Raw genomic sequence first — 19,964 nt, forward strand, 5'->3', positions numbered from 1 at the left:
GGTCTGGGAACTGCCGTGCCGGCACACGCGGCACTCGCAGGTCCGGTGACCGAGACGATGGTCCTGACCGGCACCGATGCTGACAACACAGTCAACTGGGACTTTCAAGTAACGAGTGGACGCCGCAGCGGGGTGTGGAGCACGATCCCCACTCCCTCGAACTGGGAGTTTCACGGCTTCGGCAGTTACAACTACGGCCAGAACCTCGTTCCCAACGAGCGGGGCAACTACCGCCACACCTTCACCCCGCCGAGCTCATGGGCCGGCCGACGGATCTACCTGGTCTTCGAGGCCGCGATGACGGACGCGGAGGTGTGGGTCAACGGCATTTCGGCCGGACCACGGCACCGGGGTGGCTTCTACGAATTCCGGTATGACGTAACCGCTTTGGTGCGCTTGGGACAGCCCAACCTCCTTGAGGCCACGGTCAGCAAGGAGTCGTCTGACAACTCGGTCAACGATGCCGAACGCCGGGGCGACTACTGGAACTTCGGCGGGATCTTCCGGCCGGTTTCGCTACGCGCCTTCCCCGCCGTACACATCGATCGGGTCGCGGTGAACGCGCAGGCCAGCGGCGCCTTCGCCGTCGACGTGATGTTGGCCGGCGTCAGCGCCGCCGGGCGGGTGACCGGGCAGCTAAGGCGCCTGGACGGCACCGCCGTCGGTGGGGCCTTCTCGGTGGCGATCCCGGCCAGCGCGACCAAGGCGACATTGACCACGACCGTGCCGTCGCCCCAGCAGTGGACCGCCGAAACCCCGAACCTGTACCAGGTGGAGATGTCGGTCACGACCAGCTCCGGAACGCTGCTACACAGCACCGTCACCAGATTCGGATTCCGCACGATCGAGGTCCGCCCTGGCGACGGCATCTACGTTAACGGCACGAAGATCGTGGTCAAGGGGGCCAACCGGCACACCTTCTGGCCGACCCTGGGCCGCGCCTCCAGCCCGCGGATGGCACGGCAGGACATCGCGCTGATGAAAGACATGAATATGAACGCCGTCCGGATGTCCCACTATCCGCCGGACGCGTACTTCCTGGATCTGTGCGACGAGCTGGGGCTCTACGTCATCGACGAGTTGGCCGGCTGGCAGAAGCGCTACGACGAGGGTGTCGGCGCGCCCTTGGTCGCGGCGATGGTCAGCCGTGATGTCAACCACCCGTCCGTCCTGTTCTGGGCCAACGGCAACGAGGGCGGCTGGAATACCGGCCTCGACGATGACTACGCGCAGTACGACATCCAGAAGCGCAAGGTCCTGCACCCGTGGAGCACATTCAGCAACATCGACACCAGCCACTATCAGACGTACAGCAGCACGGTCAGTAAAGCGGCAGGGGGCACGGTGTTCATGCCCACCGAGTTCCTGCACGGGCTCTACGACGGCGGCGCAGGCGCAGGGCTCAACGACTACTGGAAGGTCATGGGTGGCGGGCAGCGTGCCGCCGGCGGTTTCATCTGGGCGCTGGTCGACGAGACCGTCGTCCGCGACGACCGGGGTGGCGCCCTCGACACCGCCGGCAATCTGGCCCCCGACGGCATCGTCGGCCCGTTCCGGGAGAAGGAGGGCAGCTTTTTCACGATCCGCGACATCTGGTCGCCGATCCAGCTCAGCAGCCCTTCCTACTACGCCACGACCTTTCCCGCCTCATTCGACAAGACAGTGAAGGTTGTCAACCAGTACAACTTCACCAACCTCAACCAGTGTCGTTTCGACTGGCAGCTGGTGCGCTTCGCAGCGCCCGGGGCCGGCACGGGACACACGGCTACCGCGCAGGGCACTCTCATCGGCCCCGCCATCGCCCCCGGCGCCGTCGGTGGGTTGCCACTCGACCTGCCCGCCAACTGGCTGGACTCCGACGCGCTGGCGCTGACCGCGACGGATCCGAGCGGACGCGTCGTCACCAGCTGGATGTGGCGGATCAAGAAGGCCACGGACTTCACCAGGCGGCTGGTGGTCCCGATCCCTGGCAGCGTCACCGCCACCGAGACCTCGACGAGCATCACGATGACGGCCGGCACGACCAAGGTCACCATCGGCAAGTCGAACGGCCGGCTGACCGGCGTGACGCGTGCCGGGGCGACGGTGTCATTGTCCAACGGCCCGGCGCCGGCCGACGGCACGGCGACCTTCACCGGCCTCAGCCACTTCCGCGACGGCACCGGATGGGTGGTGCAGGCCAACTACACCGGCGATCTGACCTCGGCGCGGTGGCGGCTGGATTCCAACGGCTGGTTGCAGCTGGAATACACCTACCGTCGCACCGGCAACCACGACTATTTCGGGGTGGGCTTCGACTACCCCGAGGCAAACGTGCGCGGCCTGACCTGGCTCGGAGACGGACCTCACCGGGTCTACAAGAACCGTCTGCGGGGTGTGTCGACAGATGTCTGGACGAAGCAGTACAACAACACGGCCACCGGCGCCAGCGGCTTTCAGTACCCGGAGTTCAAGGGTTACCACGCCCGCACCTACTGGGCGGCGCTGAGCACCACCGAGGGCACGATCACGATGGTAGCCGCCGAGGAAAACCTTTTCCTGCGCTTGTTCACTCCCGCCGTCGGCGTGGACCCGAAGAACGCCACGGCACCCTACCCCTCCAAGAGTTTGTCATTCCTCGATGGCATCCCGCCGATCGGGAACAAGTTCCACAGTGTCGGCGCGCTCGGACCTGAGAGCCAGCCGAACGTCGGCGCGGGCGACTACCACCGCAGCATCTACTTCCGCTTCGGTACCTGAAATACATCACATCGTCATTAACGGATGCACAAAGAGTCGACTCTAACTGCACTGCGCCATCAGCGCGCTCCAAGCTGCCTTAACGACCGTGTAGAAGCATGTCAAGAGGTCGCCTCGCCGACCTCTTGACAGGTTCGAATTGTCAGAGGAGTGCCATGCCGGTCACCATCCACGACGTTGCCCGGCGAGCGGCGGTGTCGACCTCCACGGTGTCGCGCGCGTTGAGCGCATCGCACCTGGTGCGCCCGGATACTCGTGAACGGGTACTGGCTGCCGCCAAGGAACTCAGCTACCAACCGAATCCGGCCGCCCGGAGCCTCATCACGGGGCGCACCGGAAACCTGGGCATTGTCGTGTCCGACCTGAGTAACCCTTTCTACACAGGCGTGCTACGGGGAGTTCAGGCCAGAGCCCGGCGGAGCGGCTATGCGGTCTTCTTCGTCGACGCAGAGGAGGACTCGGCTTCCGAGCAGGCCCTGGTTCGAACCATGGCCCGTCAGGTGGACGGCGTGATCATGTGCGCCCCGATCGCGTCGGATCCGCAGTTGTACGCGCTGGCCGAAGTAACGTCGCTGGTGCTGCTCAACCGTCGGCTAGGTGACATCCCCGCGGTCCTGATGGCCAGTGCGAACGGCATCCGTCAGGTGCTGGACCACCTGGGCGCGCTTGGTCACCGGCGCTGCGCATACCTCAACGGGCCGAGCAAGTCGTGGTCAAACCGGGAGCGTCGGCGGGGCATGCGCTCCGCCGCCGCGCGAAACAACATCGACGTTATCCAGTTCGGTCCGTTCGAGCCGACTTTCGACGGTGGCATACAGGCCGCTGACCTCGCGGTGGCCGGTGGCGTCACGGCCATCATGGCCTACAACGATCTCATGGCCTTGGGCGTTCTGTCCCGGCTGGCACACCGAGGCGTCCGGGTGCCCGAGGACATGAGCGTCGTGGGTTTCGACGACCTGCTCTTCGCGGCGGTGTGCTCTCCACCGCTGACCACGGTGGCGATGCCCATGGAGGCCGGTGGCCGAGCGGCCGTCGACCTCCTACTGGCGGGAATCGACGGCGCCGACGACGACGCCGACGTCCATCGCGAACTCAGCACCAACCTGATCGTGCGGGCGACGACCACTGTCCCTCCGATCCGCTAACGCCTGACGACCTCCCGTCTGCATCCACGGTGACGCGCCCGCGCCGCCGCTGATCCCGCAAAGGGGCTACCCATGAGTACCTTCACCAGATTCAGATCCGGCTTCTCTTATGGCACGTCGTGTCCACGACCGTCCGTCGGAGCCGGCCGGCGGCTCGGCCTGGGGCTGGTAGCCGTCGTCACACTTACCGCGCTCGCGACGGCCTGTGGCGCACCAACCGCCGATACGACCGCGCCCACCTCCGCAGATGCCGTTCCCGACAAACCGTCCCGCCCGGTGACGCTCAACATTCTTGACGTCGCCGGCAACCTGCAGCTGACCCAGGGCATGCTGGACAACTTCGTCAAGGAACACCCGGACATCGTCAGCAGGATCACCACGTCGACCGGTAAGGCGCCGGACATGGCGGGGAAACTCAAGGCCCAGCAGGACGCGGGCCGACTCGACATCGACCTGGTGCTCACCGGCACCGACGGGCTGTCGGCCGGCATCTCCCAGAACCTGTTCACGAGGATGACGCCGGACTTCGATTCGCGGCTGTCCAACATGAAGAACTACACCGACCCGGCCATGAAGATGCAGGAGCTGGCCCAGGGGTACGGCGTGGAGTTGGTGCAGTATCCGTCGGGCCCACTTCTCGCGTACAACCCGGCCAAGGTGCCCAACCCGCCGACGACAGCTGAGGAGCTGCTGGCCTGGGCCAAGGCGAATCCCGGCCGATTCCAGTACGCGGTGCCGAAGAACTCCGGCCCCGGCCGCACGCTCCTGATGGGCCTGCCTTACATCCTGGGTGACGTCGACCCGAAGAGCCCGACCACCGGTTGGGACAAGACATGGGCGTACCTCAAAGAGCTGGGCCAGTACACCGGGCCGTACGAGGCAGGAACGACGAACACCATGACCAACCTCGGCAAGGGCACCGTCGACATGGTCGCCAGCACCACGGGCTGGGACATCAACCCTCGGGTGCTCGGTACCGTGCCGAACACCACGAAGATCACCACCCTGAAGGGCTTCCACTGGGTCACCGATGCCCAGTACGCGGTGGTCCCCAAGGGTGTCAACAGCGACAAGCTTTCGGCGATCCTGAGCCTTCTACAGGACATGCTGACCCCGCAGCAGCAGGCGATCGCGTTCGACAAGGGCTACTTCTACCCGGGCCCAGCCGTCAAGGGCGTCACCCTGGACATGGCCCCCCAGGCCAGCCAGGACGCCATCGCCAGATTCGGCCGCCCTGAGTACGACGCCCTCATCGCCAACAATCCGCAGGAGTCGTCGCTGCCCGCGGAGCAGCAGGTGATCGCGTTCTCCAAGTGGGACCTGGAGATCGGCGCGGCCAAGAAGTGAGGTCGTGGCGCTTGGGTGAGGTATCTGATGACTGAGCAACGGTTCGACCAGTTGCGGCTGGAACAGGTCAGCCGGCGGTTCGGCGAGAAGACCGTGCTGGACACGCTGAACCTGACCATCACCGGCGGCGAGTTCGTGGCGCTGCTCGGCCCGTCCGGCTGCGGGAAGTCGACGGCGTTGAACTGCCTGGCCGGGCTGCTTCCGTTGACCCAGGGCAGTATCTGGTTAGACGACCAGCGGGTCGACACACTTCCGCCGGAGCGCCGTGGATTCGGCATGGTCTTCCAGAACTACGCCTTGTTTCCGCACCTGACAGTCCGGGGCAACGTCGGGTTCGGGCTGCAGATGCGCCGCGTCGGTCGCGTGGAGAGCCACCGCCGGGTTGACGAGGCGCTGCGGTTGGTGCAGTTGACCGACTACGCCGATCGACTGCCCGGCCAGCTCTCCGGCGGCCAGCAGCAACGGGTCGCCATCGCCCGGGCCATCGTGATCGAGCCGCGGCTCGTGCTGATGGACGAGCCGCTGTCTAACCTGGATGCCGCGCTGCGGTTGGACATGCGGACCGAGATCCGGCGACTGCACCAGTCGCTGGGCCTTACCACCGTGTACGTGACGCACGACCAGGAGGAGGCCCTGTCGCTGGCCGACCGCCTGGTCGTACTCCGCGAGGGCGTGGTTCAGCAGGTGGGCACGCCCCAGCAGCTCTACGGATCGCCGGCCAACGCCTACGTGGCCGGGTTCATGGGCTACCGCAACCTGCTGTCGATGACGGTGACCGCTGGCGTCGGCGCCTCCGTCACCGCCAGCGGTCACGGCGTCGAACTGACCGGGCTCGCGGTGGGTGATCTCAGCCCGGGTCCGGCCATTGTCGCGATCCGGCCGGACGACATCCTGGTTGGGGAACCGCCTGCCGGACCCAGTGGGAACCGGATCGAGGTCAGCGTCGAGGTCACCGAGTACCACGGCCGTGAGATCTCCGTCCAAGCCCGGCTGCCGCACGGCCAGGCGCTACAACTGCGCACCGACGTCCCCGTCGAACGCGGCGAGGTTGTGCCGGTCTGGATTCCTACCGAGCAGGTTCTGGTCTTTCCCGACTCCCAAGCAGCTGGCAGTGAGCAGGCCGACCGACTGGAGGTTGTGGTGTGACGACCCCCGCCTCTGCCACCGACGACCGCCACCGGGTGGCTCTGTCTCACCGGCTGGCCGAACGCGGCGTCGACCGGTCGTTGCTGCTGCTGTTGCCCGGCGCGCTGTTCCTGATCGCGTTCTTCATCTATCCGTTCCTCTACGGCCTGAACCTGTCGCTACACCCCCTGCCCAAGCACGGCACCGGTGTTCTGGCCAACTACGTCAACTTCTTCACCGACCCGTACCAGCGCGCCACGATCTGGATCACCCTCAAGATCGGGCTGCCTGCTGCGTTGATCAACGTACTGGCGTCGGTGCCCATCGCGTATCGACTACGCGGCAAGGTGCGCGGCAAAAGGCTGCTCACCACCGCCCTGGTCATCCCGATCACGCTTGGAACCGTCCTGACCGCGGCCGGGATGATTGAATATTTCAGCGGAACGGGATGGCTCAACCGCGTCCTCATGGTCGCAGGTCTGACCGACGTCGACCACCCGGTCCCGCTGCTGCACAACTACTGGGGCGTCATGCTCTCCCTGGTCGTGAGCGGTTTCCCGTTCGCGTTCCTGCTGACTCTGTCCTACCTGTCGGGGATCGACCCGAGCCTCGAAGCGGCCGCCGCGACCCTTGGCGCAGGCTGGTGGCAGCGCTTCCGGTCGATCAGTTTCCCGCTGCTGGTACCCGGCCTGGCCATGACGTTCTGCCTCAACTTCGTGCTCGCGTTCTCGGTGTTCCCGTCAGCCGTAATGCTCGGCGACCCTCAAGACACCACCCACGTTATTTCAATCGCCGCCTACGACGCCGCATACCAGGAATACGACTATTCCAAGGCATCTGCCATCGCCATGGTCATGGCAGTCGTCATGCTGGTGGTCATCTCCACTGTGCTGCTTGGCCGCGGACGGCTCTATCGCGGATCCTCGGGAGGTAAGGGATGACGGATCTGTCGCCGGCCCCACCGCGACGCCGGCTGACCGGCAGGCCGGCCTCCTGGCTCGTCTGGGGCGTGATCGCTTTCTTCTTCGTGAACCTGGCCGGGATCGTCGGCTCCGTCGTGGTCAAATCGTTCTCCACCCAGTGGTTCGACACCTGGTTGCCCACGGGATTGACAACGCAGTACTGGGTCGAGTCGTGGCGCGACTTCGATCTCGCCAATGTGCTGCTGGTAACCCTCAAGGCATCCCTGGCCGTAGTCGTGATCGCAGCCGCGATCGGAGTGCCAGCGGCCTTCGTGCTTGCCCGTCGGCACTTTCCCTTCAAGCGCCTCGTCATGCTCGTCTTCCTGCTGCCGGTGATCGTCCCCCCGATCGCCTACGGCATCCCCTTGGCCACCGTCCTCTACAAATACGACCTCGCCAACTCCCTCACCGGCGTCATCCTGGCAAACCTCGTGCCCTCGATTCCGTTCGTCGTGCTCACCATGACGCCTTTCATTGAACAAATCGATCCCAAAATCGAATCGGCGGCCCGAATGTGCGGCGCCGGGACCTGGAGCGTCTTCCGACGCATTCTGCTGCCGCTGCTCGTCCCCGGTGTCCTCGCCGCCTCCGTCCTGGTCCTCGTACGAACCGTCGGCATGTTCGAACTGACCTACCTGACCGCCGGCGTCGACAGCCAAACGCTCGTCGTCGTCCTCTACAACTCGTCCTACGGTGCCGGCATCCGAGCGCCGCAGGCCAGCCACGCGATGGCTGTCATCTACATGCTCACCATGCTGACCCTCCTCGTCATCGCGCTGCGGTTCGTCAACCCCACCCAGTTGGTCACCCGGGTCGCGGACGAACGTGGCCGCTGACACCTGGTCCGATCCACCCCACCGCTCGACCTCATCCCCTGACAATTCCGGAGGAGCCCTGGTGTTCGCACCGGCGTCGGACACACTGTTGTTCCCGACAGAGCCCACGGTCCGACAGCTCGCACGCGAGCTGTATACACACGTCCGCGACCTGCCGCTGATAAGCCCACACGGCCACGTCGATCCTCGTTTGCTGGCCGAGGACCAGCCGTTCCCGGACCCGGCCCGGCTGCTCATCGTGCCCGACCACTACCTCACCCGGATGCTGCTGAGCCAGGGCATCACGCCAGACCGTCTGGGGGTGCCCAGAGTCGACGGCGGCCCATCCGAGACCGACGGACGCGCGATCTGGCGGCTCTTCGCTGATCACTGGCACCTTTTCCGCGGGACGCCAACGAGGCTGTGGTTCGAGCAGACCCTCACCGAGGTGTTTGGCGTCGACACCCCGTTCGGTCCGCCAACCGCCGACGCGGTATACGACACCCTGGCGGAGCGGCTGGGACGGACCGACTTCCGGCCCCGTTCACTGTTCGCACAGTTCAACATCGAGGTGCTGGCGACGACCGAATCACCTCTGGACGACCTGGCCGCGCACGCGAAGCTGGCCGCCGACGGGTGGGGTGGGCCCGGAGGCCGGGTGATCACGACGTTCCGGCCGGACGATGTCGTCGACCAGGATCGGCCGGACTGGCCGGACCGGGTCATCCGACTCGGCAGCGTGACCGGCGAGGACACCACCACCTATTCCGGATTCATTCGGGCACTCGAGCGCCGTCGGGCCGACTTCCGCGCGGCCGGCGCCACCAGCACCGATCACGGCCACCCCACCGCCCTCACCCTCGACCTCACACCTGCGCAGGCCTCGACGCTGTACGAGCGAGGACTGCGCGGTAAGGCCACGCCGGCGGATGCGGAGCGATTCCGGGCTCACATGCTGGTCGAGTTCGCCAGGATGTCGGTCGAGGACGGGCTTGTCATGCAGCTGCACCCGGGTGCTGTCCGCAATCACAACACCTGGCTGCACGACCGGCATGGGCGGGACGTCGGCGGTGATGTGCCGCAGACGACCTCCTACGTGGATGCGTTGTCCCCGATGTTGAACCGCTTCGGCAACGACCCACGGCTGCGGTTGGTGGTCTTCACCCTTGACGAGTCGACCTTCAGTCGCGAACTCGCACCGCTGGCCGGTGGCTACCCCGCGGTGTACCTCGGCGCTCCCTGGTGGTTCCTCGACAGCCCGGAAGGACTGCGCCGTTTCCGGGAGGCCGTGACCGAGACCGCCGGCTTCTACAACACGGCCGGCTTCGTCGACGACACCCGCGCGTTCTGCTCCATCCCGGTACGTCACGACGTGGCCCGGAGGGTCGATGCCGCGTTCCTCGCCGCTCTGGTCGCCCAGCGGCGACTGCGGCTGGACGAGGCCGCGGAGACGATCGCCGACCTCGCCTACCACCTGCCCAAACGAGTATTCCGGCTGGAGAGTTAATGACTACCACGATCGTCGGCCTTGACGTGCACGACGTCCGCTTCCCGACCGCCGCCGCCGGTGACGGCTCGGACGCCATCAATCGTGGTGACTACTCCGCCACCTACGTGGAGCTGCGCACCGACGGTCCCCATGTCGGGGCCGGATTGACTTTCACCAACGGGCGCGGCAATGAGATCACCTGCGCCGCCGCGGGGGCGCTGTCGCACCACGTCGTGGGACGGACGGTCGAGGACATCTTTGCCGCGCCGGTCACATTCTGGCGGTCGCTGACCGCCGACGCCCAGCTCCGTTGGCTCGGACCGGAGAAGGGCGTCATCCACATGGCGACCGGCGCACTCGTGAATGCCGTTTGGGATCTGCGCGCCCGGCTGGCCGGCGTTCCCCTGTGGCGGTTGCTGGCCGAGATGCCGGCCGCCGAACTGGTGGCCTGCGTCGACTTCCGCCACATCAGCGACGCGATCACCCCAGACGAGGCGATCGAACTGCTGACGAAGGCCGAGCCCGGTTACGCCGAGCGGCTCGCGCTGCTTGAACGCGAGGGATTCCCCGCATACACGACCTCTGTGGGTTGGCTCGGGTATCCCGACGACAAGGTCCGGGCCCTGACCCGAGCGGCTGTCGACGAGGGCTGGCGGGCGGTGAAGATGAAGGTCGGCGGGAACATCACCGACGACGTCCGACGGGCCGGCATCATCCGGTCCGAGATCGGCCCGGACGCGCTGCTGATGATGGACGCCAACCAGGTGTGGGACGTCGACGAGGCGATCGCCAACATGACCCGCCTCGCTGTCGCCGATCCCTACTGGATCGAGGAGCCGACGCACGCCGACGACATACTCGGCCACGCCCGCATCGCCCGGGCTGTCGAGCAACTATCCGCTGGCAGGTGCCACGTGGCGACCGGGGAGGTGGCCGCCAACCGGGTCATCTTCAAGCAACTGCTTCAGGCTCGCGCGATCAGCATCTGCCAGGTCGATTCGTGCCGCATCGGTGGTGTCAACGAGGTCCTCTCCGTACTCCTCATGGCGGCCAAGTTCGGCGTGCCCGTGTGCCCACACGCGGGTGGAGTCGGCCTCTGTGAGTATGTGCAGCACCTGTCGATCTTCGACTTCCTTCGCGTCGGCACGTCGCTGGACGGTCGGATGATCGAGTATGTGGACCACCTTCACGAGCACTTCGTCGATCCTGTCGCGATCCGCGACGGTCGCTACCTCCTGCCCCGCTCACCGGGCTACAGCGTCGCCATGAAGCCTGCGTCGGTCACCGAGTTCACGTTTCCGAATGGGCCGGCATGGCGGTGAAAGCGTCGCCGACGCTGCTGAGCCGTACGACCTTGTCGGTCCTGCCTCCAGCCGCCCGCCCCTTGATCACCCCTGGTGACAATGCGATGGGGCTGCTCCATATCGGAGTCGGTGCGTTTCATCGTGCCCATCAGGCGGTTTTCACCGAGGAAGCGATGGCAGCGGCCGGCGGCGACTGGGGCATCGTCGCGGTGGCTCCCCGATCAGCGGACCTGGTCGCGCAGCTGCGAGCCCAAGACCACCTCTACAGCGTCACGAGCCGGTCCGGCGACTCGTCGCGGACCAGGGTCGTCGGAGCGCTCACCGGCACTCGCCACCTGCCAACCGAGGCCGACGACGTGCTCCGGCTCTTCGCCGACCCGGCGATCAAGGTAGTCACTCTCACGGTTACCGAGAAGGCTTACCGTCTCGACCCCACCACGGGAACGCTACGCATGGACGAGGAGATCCGGGCCGACCTGGCCGCACAACGAGCGCCGGTCACCATCCCCGGCCTGCTCGTACGGGGACTGCGAGCCCGAGCCGCCGCCGGTTCACCGCCCGTTGCGATCGTCTGCTGCGACAACCTGCCGGGCAATGGCGCCCGGGTCCGCGGGCTGGTCGAGTTCGCCACCGACGGCGGCTTCGGTGACTGGGCCTCCTACCCCAGCACGATGGTGGACCGCATCGTTCCGGCCAGCACACCATCCACGCTGCAGCGTGCCGCGACCACACTCGGGGTCCGCGACCTCGCGGCCGTCGACACCGAAACCTATCGGCAGTGGGTGCTGACCGACGACTTCCCCGGTGGTCGACCCACCTGGGAAGCCGCCGGCGCGATCCTGACCACCGACGTCACACCCTGGGAGCAACTCAAGCTGCGGATACTCAACGGGGTCCACTCAACGGCGGCCTACCTCGGAGCGCTGGCTGGCTGCGACACCATCGCCGAGACCCTTGCGCTGCCGGGAATGGCGAATCTGCTGCAGCGTCTCATCACCGAGGACATCACCCCCACTCTCAACCCGCCCGCCGGCGTACAGGTGAGCACCTATGGGGCAACGGTGCTGTCGCGGTTCGCCAACCCCGCTATCGAACACCGGACCATGCAGGTGGCCATGGACGGATCGCAGAAGCTTCCCCAACGTCTTGTCGGGACAGTACGCGACCGGCGTCGCCGGGGCGATCTTCCCGCGTATGCGGCCCTGGCCATCGCAGCCTGGATGAGGTTCACGATGGGCGTCGCCGACGACGGTCAGCCTCTACCGCTGCAGGATCCCCTAGCCGACGTCATCCGGGCCGCACTTCCGCATTCGATCGACCCGTCCCGGCCCCAAGCCGGCTCGACAGGCGCCGCAGTGCGCGCCCTCCTGCGCCTCGACGCGATCTTCCCCACCGAACTGGCCGAGGACGCCGAACTCGTCGCCGCCATCACCGGGTGGCTGGACGAGCTGAGCACAAACGGCGCCGCTGCCACGGTCAAGGCTTGCACGTGGTGAACAACGCCCACACGGGCAAACACAGCCACGATCTCAAGCGCAACGGCCGCCGGACACCGGCAGGCCGGGACGCTCGCCGGCCGGATCACCGGCTTCGATGCGGCCCGGCACCTTCCGGGCCGGTTGCTGCCCCAGACCGACGTCTCAACCCGGCTGGCGCTCCCCGAGGCTGACTGGGCGATCAACGACGCGGGCGTGCGCGCCGGTGATCGCGACAAGTACGACTCGGGCGTCATGACGTCGAATGCCTGCGGCGGCTTCGACTTCACCGCGAGTTCGACAAGTTGTGGCACGACGGACCCCAGCACGCCAGCGTCTACGAGTCGCTCGCCTGGTTCTACGCCGTGACGACGGGACAGCTGTCCATCTGGCATGGCATGGCATGCGCGGGCCGGGCACAGCGCTCGGCGGCGAGCAGTCCGGTGGGCTCGCCGCCATCGGCTACGCCCGCCGGGCAATCCGGCGGGACACGCCCTTGGTGATCTCCGGCGGTGTTGGCTCGGCACTCGGCCCGTGGGGCCGGATCGCGCACCTCTCCAGCGGCACGGTGAGCACCGCGGCCGATCCGAGGCAGGCCAATCTGTCGTTCGCCGCGGGGCCTCCGGGAACGTCCCGGGTCAGGGCGGTGCGATCCTCGTTTGAGAGACGGTGAGAGTCCGCGCGGGCGCGGGGACATGCCGTTGGTGCAGGGGTGTCGTAGATATCAATCAGCCGCAGCAGATTCTTTGACGGCGAGTACCCACCCCGGCCCGGCCAGATCTCCCAGTACGAGAAAGACTTCAAGGTCTTGGGCTCATCCGCAGCCTGCGCCTGGCTCCACCCCCGCACCCGACCGATGCGCCACGCGAGGATTGAACCGGAACCTAGCCTGGAAGATTTCGGCCTCGTCAACCCACGTCTTGCCCGCCCACCGCAACTCGGCAGCCGAACACGCCTGCTGCCGACGCAGGCCTTCCGACCGCTCCTCGACCATGCCACCACAACTCTGAGCAGCCCGTATCGACGCCTATCGGCTGAACGGTACGCATCCGCCCCTGATCGGGGAACATCCCGCGAAACGGGAAATTGACGCCCCGGAACTTCCGAATGACACCGGGTAGCGGGGTCGCCGTACGTCTAGATGATCGTGTATGAGTTACACCATGCCGCCGTGCTGGTGAGCACCCCACAGTTTGCGAGCAGCGGATGGACCAGCGGCCAGCCGCTGCCGGACGTGACCACGCCTCCGCCTGGCTGGGCCCACCGCACTGTTTGGACAAGGAGAGTGGACGGTGACGAGCGCGGTACTGGTTGCCTCTGCCGCTATCCACCTATCGGCCTCCGGCGGGGTGTAGCTGATGCAAAAGCGCTCAGCAGGTCAGATTCTTTGAATGTGAGGACGGGCTATGGTCGTGAAAATCGAGACCGACAGGCGCGACGCGGACGCGGCGGCCGACGCAGAGCGAATTCTGCTCATTCACCGGGCCACACCGGATCGGCTCTGCGCCGCGTGTCTGGAGTGCACCCTCGCACGGTTTCCGTGCACGCAAGACCGGTGGGCGCTCAAGGTAACCGTAGATGCCGCCGAGAGTCGCCTGCCATGAAAGCGCTTCACGCACCGATCGTGGCCGTACACAGCCCGCCGCGTGAGCAGATTTACGGGGTGCTGCTGGCCGATCCAGAACGGGACTGGCGGATGAGCCAGTTGGCCGAGCAGGTGCCGGACGTGTCGGTGGGGGACGTCCGAGCCATCCTCTACCTGCTGCTTGGCGAACGGCTGGTCGAGGCGGTAGCTCACCAACGGAACCTGACCCTACGACTGACCGACGCAGGTCGCGCGACCGTCGAGCAGATCACGGCCCGGTGGCAACGCTCGCCCAAGACCGGTGAGGGTGCGGAATGAGCAGGGTGCGCGCGACGGTTGCGGCACAGGCGTTGGCCGGGGCGGAGACAGCGCGTCGCGTGATCGACCAGCATCTGCGCTCGGACATCGGCGGCCGGTGCCTGGCATGCGGGGAGATCGAGCCATGCCGCCAGCGCGAAACCGCTCACGCGGTGCTGTTCGGCCACGCGCGGCAGCTTCCCCGCCGCCACCCACTGAACCTGATCGGGACGCGTGGCGACTTCGGCGCCTCGACGTTCGACGCCTTCGGCAGGCCGCAGTGACCCGGGAAGGTGACTACGCCGAGGAGTTGCAGCGTGTGGGCCAACGGCGGGCGAACATGAGCGGCGACGTCGGTGTTGCCGATGGGTCACGAGCCGATGACAACGTTAGCTTTGTCGTGTGACAACGTTGACATTGAGGCCGACATCGAGTTCCCTGAATGCCAGTCTTCCCTCGCCCTCCGCCGGGGATATTCGATCTTGGAGCTGCCGTGAAGATGCGATGGTGGTGCCTCCCCGTCGTCAGCAGCCTCGCTCTGCTCGGGTTGGTGGCCGCACCCAACCCCCACGCGGATGCCGCGGTGACGGATCCAGCCTCGCTGGTCAACCCCCTGTTGGGGACCTCGAACGGGGGCAACACCTTTCCCGGCGCGGTCACGCCGTTCGGCATGGTGCAGTGGAGCCCGGACACTCCATCCCGTCCGCCGGGTGGGAACTACGCCTACAGCGACACGTCAATCACCGGTTTCAGCCTCAACCACATCTCTGGGCCGGGTTGCAACGCCACGGCCGACGTGCCGATCCTGCCGACCGTCGGCGCAGTCAATGGCGCGGCGACCTCGAGCTTCTCGCACAGCGCCGAGTCGGCGAGCGCTGGCGCGTACTCGGTGACGCTGGGCAATGGCGTCAAGACCGAGCTGACCGCGACCACCCGCTCCGGGATGGCCCGGTTCACGTTCCCCTCCACGGGGCAGGCCAACCTCTTGTTCAAACTAGGCTCGGCCGGCACCCGAACGGACGCGATGAGCTTCACCCGCGTCAGCAGCACCGAGGTCCGTGGTTGGATCACGTCGGGGCATTTCTGCGCGTCCAGTCCGACCTACACGCTGCATTTCAACATGATCTTCGACCGGCCCATGAGCTCGAACGGCTCATTCAGCGGCGGCAACTCGGTGACGTTCGACGCCAGCAGCAACCGCATCGTGCAGGCCAAGGTCGGCGTCTCGTTCGTGTCGGACTCCAACGCGTCGGCCAATCGGATTGCCGAAAACCCCAACTGGGACTTCGAGGGCACCCGCCAGGCCGCCCACAACGCCTGGAACGGCATGCTCGGAAGGATCCAGACTGCCGGCGGCACCAGTGACCAGCAGAAAATTTTCTACACCGCGCTGTACCACGCGTTGCTGCACCCCAACGTGTACAGCGACGTCAACGGTCAGTACACCGGCTTCGACCGCCAGGTCCACACTGTGAGTGGTGCGCAGAAGGCGCAGTATGCGACCTTCTCCGGATGGGACATTTATCGCAGCCAGGCACAACTGCACGCCCTGGTCGACCGACAGTCGGCGAGCGACGCGGCGCAGTCCCTGGTCAACGACTACGCGCAGAGCGGGTTCCTGCCGAAGTGGTCACTGAACAACGCGGACACCGACGTGATGAACGGCGACCCGGCGCCCATCATCATTTCTGACTACCACGCGTTCGGTGCCACCAATTTTGACCTTAACGCGGCGAAGAACGCAATGGTGGCGCAGGCCAGCGCTCAGAACATGGTCCGCAAGGGCAACCGCTACATCGACACGATCGGCTATCTGCCAACGGACGGCACGTACGAGGGCGGCTTCTATGGCCCCACCGCGACGACATTGGAGTACGCCACCTCCGACTTTGCCGTCGGTGCGATGGCCGGCCGGCTGGGAGACACGTCGAACCGCGACCGGTTCATCAACCGGGCCCAGTCCTGGCGCAACGTATTCAACCCCGCCACCGGCTTCATGCAGGGCAAGCAGTTGAACGGTCAGTGGCGGCCCAACTTCGACCCGAAGAAAAGCACGGACATGGTCGAGGGGACGTCCTGGCAGTACACCGGAATGGTGCCGTTCAACCTGCGCGGACTCGCCGACGCCAAGGGCGGCAACGGCGGCATGATCACTTACCTTGACAACGTGCTGTCCAGCCTGCATGGCCAGAGCAACGACTCCGACAAGGCCGACATGGGCAACGAACCATCGATGAACCTGCCCTGGGCATACGACTATGTCGGCCAGCCCTGGAAGACGCAGGCGAAGGTCCGCCAGGTGCAGAACGAGCTGTGGAACACCTCGCCGGCGAACTGGGGCGTCGGCAACGATGACCTCGGCACCATGAGTGCCTGGTACGTGTGGTCCGCGATGGGGGTCTACCCGAACACCCCGGGAACCTCGGACCTGGCCCTGGGTAGTCCACTGTTTACCGAGGTGTCGATATCGCTGGGCGGCGGTGGCAAAATCCAGATCACCGCACCTCAGGCGGCCACCAACGCGCCGTATGTGCAGAGCGCCTCACTGAACGGGGCGAACTGGAACAACGCTTTCCTTCCGCAGTCCTTCGCGATTGGCGGCGGCACCCTGGCGTTCACCCTGGGAACGTCCCCGAATACCTCATGGGCGACCGGCGCCTCCGCAGCCCCACCGTCGTACTCGGGAACTGGCAGCACTTCTGTCACCGGGCCGCTGCGGGGCCAGGAGTCCGGGCGCTGCGTTGACGTCCCTGGCGCATCGCAGAACAACAGCACGGTCGTCGCGCTCTGGGACTGCACCGGTGGTAGCAACCAGACCTGGACGTCAAGCTCCACGACCAAGGCGATGACCGTCTACGGCAACAAGTGCCTGGACGTCCGGACCTCGGGCACCGCGGATGGCACCCCGGTCCAGATCTACGACTGCAACGGCAGCAGCGCACAGCAGTGGAACGTCAACGCCGACGGCAGCGTTGTCAACATCGGGTCAGGCAAGTGTCTCGATGCGACCGGACACGGCACCGCCAACGGCACATTGCTGGCAATCTGGACTTGCACCGGCGGCACCAACCAGAAGTGGGCGCGAGCGTAGCCGTCGGGCTCTGCCGACACTCTCCGTGCCCGCGTAGGACTGCGGTGCCGTCGCTTAGACCCGAAGCGCTCGGACGTAGCCCTCATTGCACGCATCCCAAATACGAGGACAGGCGTGAACATGAGGGTATCGGCACTCGCCGCGACGACCGCAGTCGCCATCGCCGCGGGCAGCCTGACTGCCGCGCAGAGTTCCGCCGCAGCGAGCCACAACGCTCCGCAAGCCTGCCCAGGGCTGCAGCACCGGCGACGGCCAACACCGACGCGGCGTTCGCCGCGTTGAACGAGGACTACTTCTGGCGCGAGGCGCCGGATATCCAAGCCGCCGAGGACATATACGGCTGACACCCCGCCACGGCAACGCCGAATGACGGGCCCGCGTGACGGGTCGAGTCAGGACAGCCCGGGCCAGGCCGTCAGGTAGCCGGAGCCTCCGGCGGGTAGGCCGCCAGACTGCACGCTCCGGGTCCGCCAGAACCGACCCTTGTCCACCCGGGCCGCGGCGGCCGCGATCCCGGAGCCCGCGGCCAGCCCGCGTACCGCACCGGCACCGCCGTCGGTGAAGACCGTCCAGGTGGTACGCCGCTTGAGGTCCGCCGAGAGCACCAGCACCCAGGCGTCCCCGCCGGCGTACGGGGCGAGCCGATCGCCACCGAGGGTGGCCCGGCTCCGGCCGGCGATCTGGTACGCCGAGACGCCCCCCGCGTACACCCGGCCGGACTCGTCGGCGGTGATCGCATACGGCTTGATGGTGTTGCCCTGGTCGCCCTTGGTGTCGATCCGGGCCAGCAGCATCTGCCCGACAAGTTGCCGGCCGGTGGCCGGGTCGAACCGGGCCAGGTAGGTGAGGTGCGCGTTCGACGTGTTGGACGCCTCGGTGAACGAGTCGATCACCACGTTCGGTGCCGGCCGGGACGGATCGGCGGCGGACCGGTTGAAGATGGTGTTCCCGCCTGCGGTCTCCCCGGCCAGGTAAAGACGGCCGTCGCGGCCCAGCGCGATCCGGTCGGCCCGGCTGTCCGCGCAGAGATCGCCGAGCCGGTCAGCCGCGTGGTCGTACGCCCGCCAGCGCAGCTTGCCCCGCTGGTCGTAGGCGTGCACGTAGGCGATCTGCACCGGCACACAGCGGCCCGCATTGACCTGCCTGAATCCGCTCACGAAGACCAGTCCGGCGCGGTCGTCGACTGCCACGTCGCTCACGGTCCGGTCAGCCGGGCGGATGCTCGTGAGGGTGGCGCCCTTCAGGTCGTACACCTTGACGGTGCCGCCGAAGAGGGCTGCGACGGTGCCCGCGCTTCCGACCGCGACCCGGGTCGCTGCACCGCCGCGCTGCCAGCGGGCGGCCGTGGCGCGCGCGTCGAGCAGGAACACGCCCCGATTGGTGGCGACCGCGATTTCGCCGCCGCCACGGCGTACCTCCAGGTCCTCCACCGCACCAGCGAGCCGGGTGGTGCCGATCAGCTTGCGGCCGGTGGGGTCCAGCCGGAGCACCGCACCGGCGCCGCCCTTGCCCAGCGTCGTGGCGGTGCCGCCAGAGAGACCGGTGAACCGGCCGCCGACCACGATCTCACAGCCGGCGGAGATGTCGACCGCGTTGGCTGTGTCCGCTCCGTCTCGCCCGAGGTAGGTGGCTGCCGTCGGGTCCAGTGCGGTGGCCGAGCGCGGGGCTGGGCCGGGGTTGGGACAATTCACGGTGGTCGCGGTGGGCGTACCGGCGGCGGACGGAGGGGCGGCTGACGGCGGTGCGGCGGCCGTCGGTGTCGCCGGCGCGGCGTCGGACCAGCTCGGACCCTCGGCCGATGTCCCGCCGCCACAACCGGCGAGGGCGACGGTGAGCAGCGCCGCGGTCAGCGACAGCAGCCGACAGTTCGGGAACTGGTGCACGGGCCTGCCCCTCTTCGAAGATGCCGCAGCGGATGGTACGCGCCGTCCCGGCTGGGCATCGGCGTCCCCCGCCGGCCCTGCCCGCACTGGTCGACGGCGTTTACCCTGGCCGGGCCAGGGACTCTGATCAGCAGGGACCGATTTGAGGAGGACCGCCATGGCTGACTTCACGGACAGGGCCAAGGACTCCGCGGACTGGTGAGGGCGACCAGGCCCGCTGACCGAAACGACCTCCCGGGTCACCGTGTCCATGGTGACCCGGGAGTGGTCGTCGTCCGTGCCCACGCGGCGTACGGCCGGAGGGCCAGTGCTGCTTGTCGCGGAGCTCGCGCAACCGAGGTCGGCCGGCCGCGAGGACACCGGACGGTGCTCCTGACTCTAGATGCGGGTGGCGGGCAGGACCCCGGGACCGGGCGGGCGGTGGGTGGCGGCGGTCATCCGAGGGTCTCCCGGAGATAGCGCAGGCCGTCCGTGGCGAGACGGTCCTGTGAGGGTGCCAGTGGACGCCAGATCGCCGCGGCGGTCGCGATGGTCTCGTTCTCTGCCGTGAACGACTCGATGCAGATCGGGCCCTGGTAACCGGTGTCCCGCAGGACGGTGAAGAACCGGGGCCAGTCGAAGTGGTCCGCACCGGGTGCGCCCCGGTTGGTGCCGCTGACCTGGACGTGCTTGATGTGCCGGCCGGCGACCGCGAGGGCCGCGTAGGG

General features: G+C 66.9%; 15 protein-coding genes. 13 read left to right on the plus strand and 2 right to left on the minus strand.

The features are described from left to right. Nucleotides 1-45: 45 nt before the first annotated feature. The 13 genes from ABZU25_RS26185 to ABZU25_RS26245 all read left to right on the plus strand — a co-directional run bounded on the left by ABZU25_RS26185 (nucleotide 46) and on the right by ABZU25_RS26245 (nucleotide 17,374). On the plus strand, nucleotides 46-2,739 hold the full coding sequence (locus ABZU25_RS26185; RefSeq protein WP_355032015.1) for a glycoside hydrolase family 2 TIM barrel-domain containing protein: 2,694 nt from the start codon (nucleotides 46-48) through the stop codon (nucleotides 2,737-2,739). Nucleotides 2,740-2,894: 155 nt separating this feature from the next. Beyond that, nucleotides 2,895-3,884, plus strand: a complete 990-nt coding sequence (locus tag ABZU25_RS26190; protein WP_355032016.1) for a LacI family DNA-binding transcriptional regulator — start codon at nucleotides 2,895-2,897, stop codon at nucleotides 3,882-3,884. A 276-nt stretch (nucleotides 3,885-4,160) separates the two neighbouring features. After that, nucleotides 4,161-5,231: an extracellular solute-binding protein gene (locus tag ABZU25_RS26195; protein WP_355032017.1), complete on the plus strand. Its 1,071-nt coding sequence runs from the start codon at nucleotides 4,161-4,163 to the stop codon at nucleotides 5,229-5,231. Between the two features lie 27 nt (nucleotides 5,232-5,258). After that, on the plus strand, nucleotides 5,259-6,377 hold the full coding sequence (locus tag ABZU25_RS26200; RefSeq protein ID WP_355032018.1) for an ABC transporter ATP-binding protein: 1,119 nt from the start codon (nucleotides 5,259-5,261) through the stop codon (nucleotides 6,375-6,377). Next, nucleotides 6,374-7,297 carry a sugar ABC transporter permease gene (locus ABZU25_RS26205; RefSeq protein WP_355032019.1) on the plus strand — a complete coding sequence of 308 codons (924 nt, stop codon included), beginning with the start codon at nucleotides 6,374-6,376 and terminating at the stop codon, nucleotides 7,295-7,297. Before ABZU25_RS26200 ends, ABZU25_RS26205 begins: the two co-directional genes overlap by 4 nt. Continuing rightward, nucleotides 7,294-8,154 (plus strand): ABC transporter permease subunit, encoded by an 861-nt coding sequence (locus tag ABZU25_RS26210; RefSeq protein ID WP_355032020.1) that lies wholly within the window; start codon nucleotides 7,294-7,296, stop codon nucleotides 8,152-8,154. The genes ABZU25_RS26205 and ABZU25_RS26210 overlap by 4 nt, the downstream gene beginning before the upstream one ends. Before the next feature lie 61 nt (nucleotides 8,155-8,215). Then, nucleotides 8,216-9,640 (plus strand): glucuronate isomerase, encoded by a 1,425-nt coding sequence (gene uxaC, locus ABZU25_RS26215; RefSeq protein ID WP_355032021.1) that lies wholly within the window; start codon nucleotides 8,216-8,218, stop codon nucleotides 9,638-9,640. Further along, on the plus strand, nucleotides 9,640-10,944 hold the full coding sequence (locus ABZU25_RS26220) for an enolase C-terminal domain-like protein (protein WP_355032022.1): 1,305 nt from the start codon (nucleotides 9,640-9,642) through the stop codon (nucleotides 10,942-10,944). The genes uxaC and ABZU25_RS26220 overlap by 1 nt, the downstream gene beginning before the upstream one ends. Next, nucleotides 10,935-12,422 carry a mannitol dehydrogenase family protein gene (locus ABZU25_RS26225; protein WP_355032023.1) on the plus strand — a complete coding sequence of 496 codons (1,488 nt, stop codon included), beginning with the start codon at nucleotides 10,935-10,937 and terminating at the stop codon, nucleotides 12,420-12,422. Before ABZU25_RS26220 ends, ABZU25_RS26225 begins: the two co-directional genes overlap by 10 nt. A 382-nt stretch (nucleotides 12,423-12,804) precedes the next feature. Then, entirely contained in the window at nucleotides 12,805-13,074 is a 270-nt protein-coding gene (locus ABZU25_RS26230) for a beta-ketoacyl synthase N-terminal-like domain-containing protein (RefSeq protein ID WP_355032024.1), read from the plus strand. Nucleotides 13,075-14,001: 927 nt separating this feature from the next. Next, nucleotides 14,002-14,304 carry a hypothetical protein gene (locus ABZU25_RS26235; RefSeq protein WP_355032025.1) on the plus strand — a complete coding sequence of 101 codons (303 nt, stop codon included), beginning with the start codon at nucleotides 14,002-14,004 and terminating at the stop codon, nucleotides 14,302-14,304. Beyond that, complete coding sequence (locus ABZU25_RS26240; protein WP_355032026.1) at nucleotides 14,301-14,567, plus strand: hypothetical protein; 267 nt, start codon at nucleotides 14,301-14,303, stop codon at nucleotides 14,565-14,567. Before ABZU25_RS26235 ends, ABZU25_RS26240 begins: the two co-directional genes overlap by 4 nt. Before the next feature lie 215 nt (nucleotides 14,568-14,782). Beyond that, nucleotides 14,783-17,374, plus strand: a complete 2,592-nt coding sequence (locus ABZU25_RS26245) for a lectin (RefSeq protein ID WP_355032030.1) — start codon at nucleotides 14,783-14,785, stop codon at nucleotides 17,372-17,374. 392 nt (nucleotides 17,375-17,766) lie between these two features. On the opposite strand, the gene ABZU25_RS26250 is transcribed toward ABZU25_RS26245, so the two are convergent. Together ABZU25_RS26250 and ABZU25_RS26255 are read right to left on the minus strand one after the other, a co-directional pair. After that, a complete protein-coding gene (locus ABZU25_RS26250) occupies nucleotides 17,767-19,257 on the minus strand; it encodes a hypothetical protein (RefSeq protein WP_355032027.1) in 1,491 nt (496 codons plus the stop codon). 434 nt (nucleotides 19,258-19,691) lie between these two features. Then, nucleotides 19,692-19,964: TIM barrel protein (locus tag ABZU25_RS26255; RefSeq protein ID WP_355032028.1), on the minus strand; the 273-nt coding region annotated here is incomplete at its 5' end.

The sequence above is a fragment of the Micromonospora sp. NPDC005215 genome (genome assembly GCF_040607915.1).
GTDB lineage: Bacteria > Actinomycetota > Actinomycetes > Mycobacteriales > Micromonosporaceae > Micromonospora.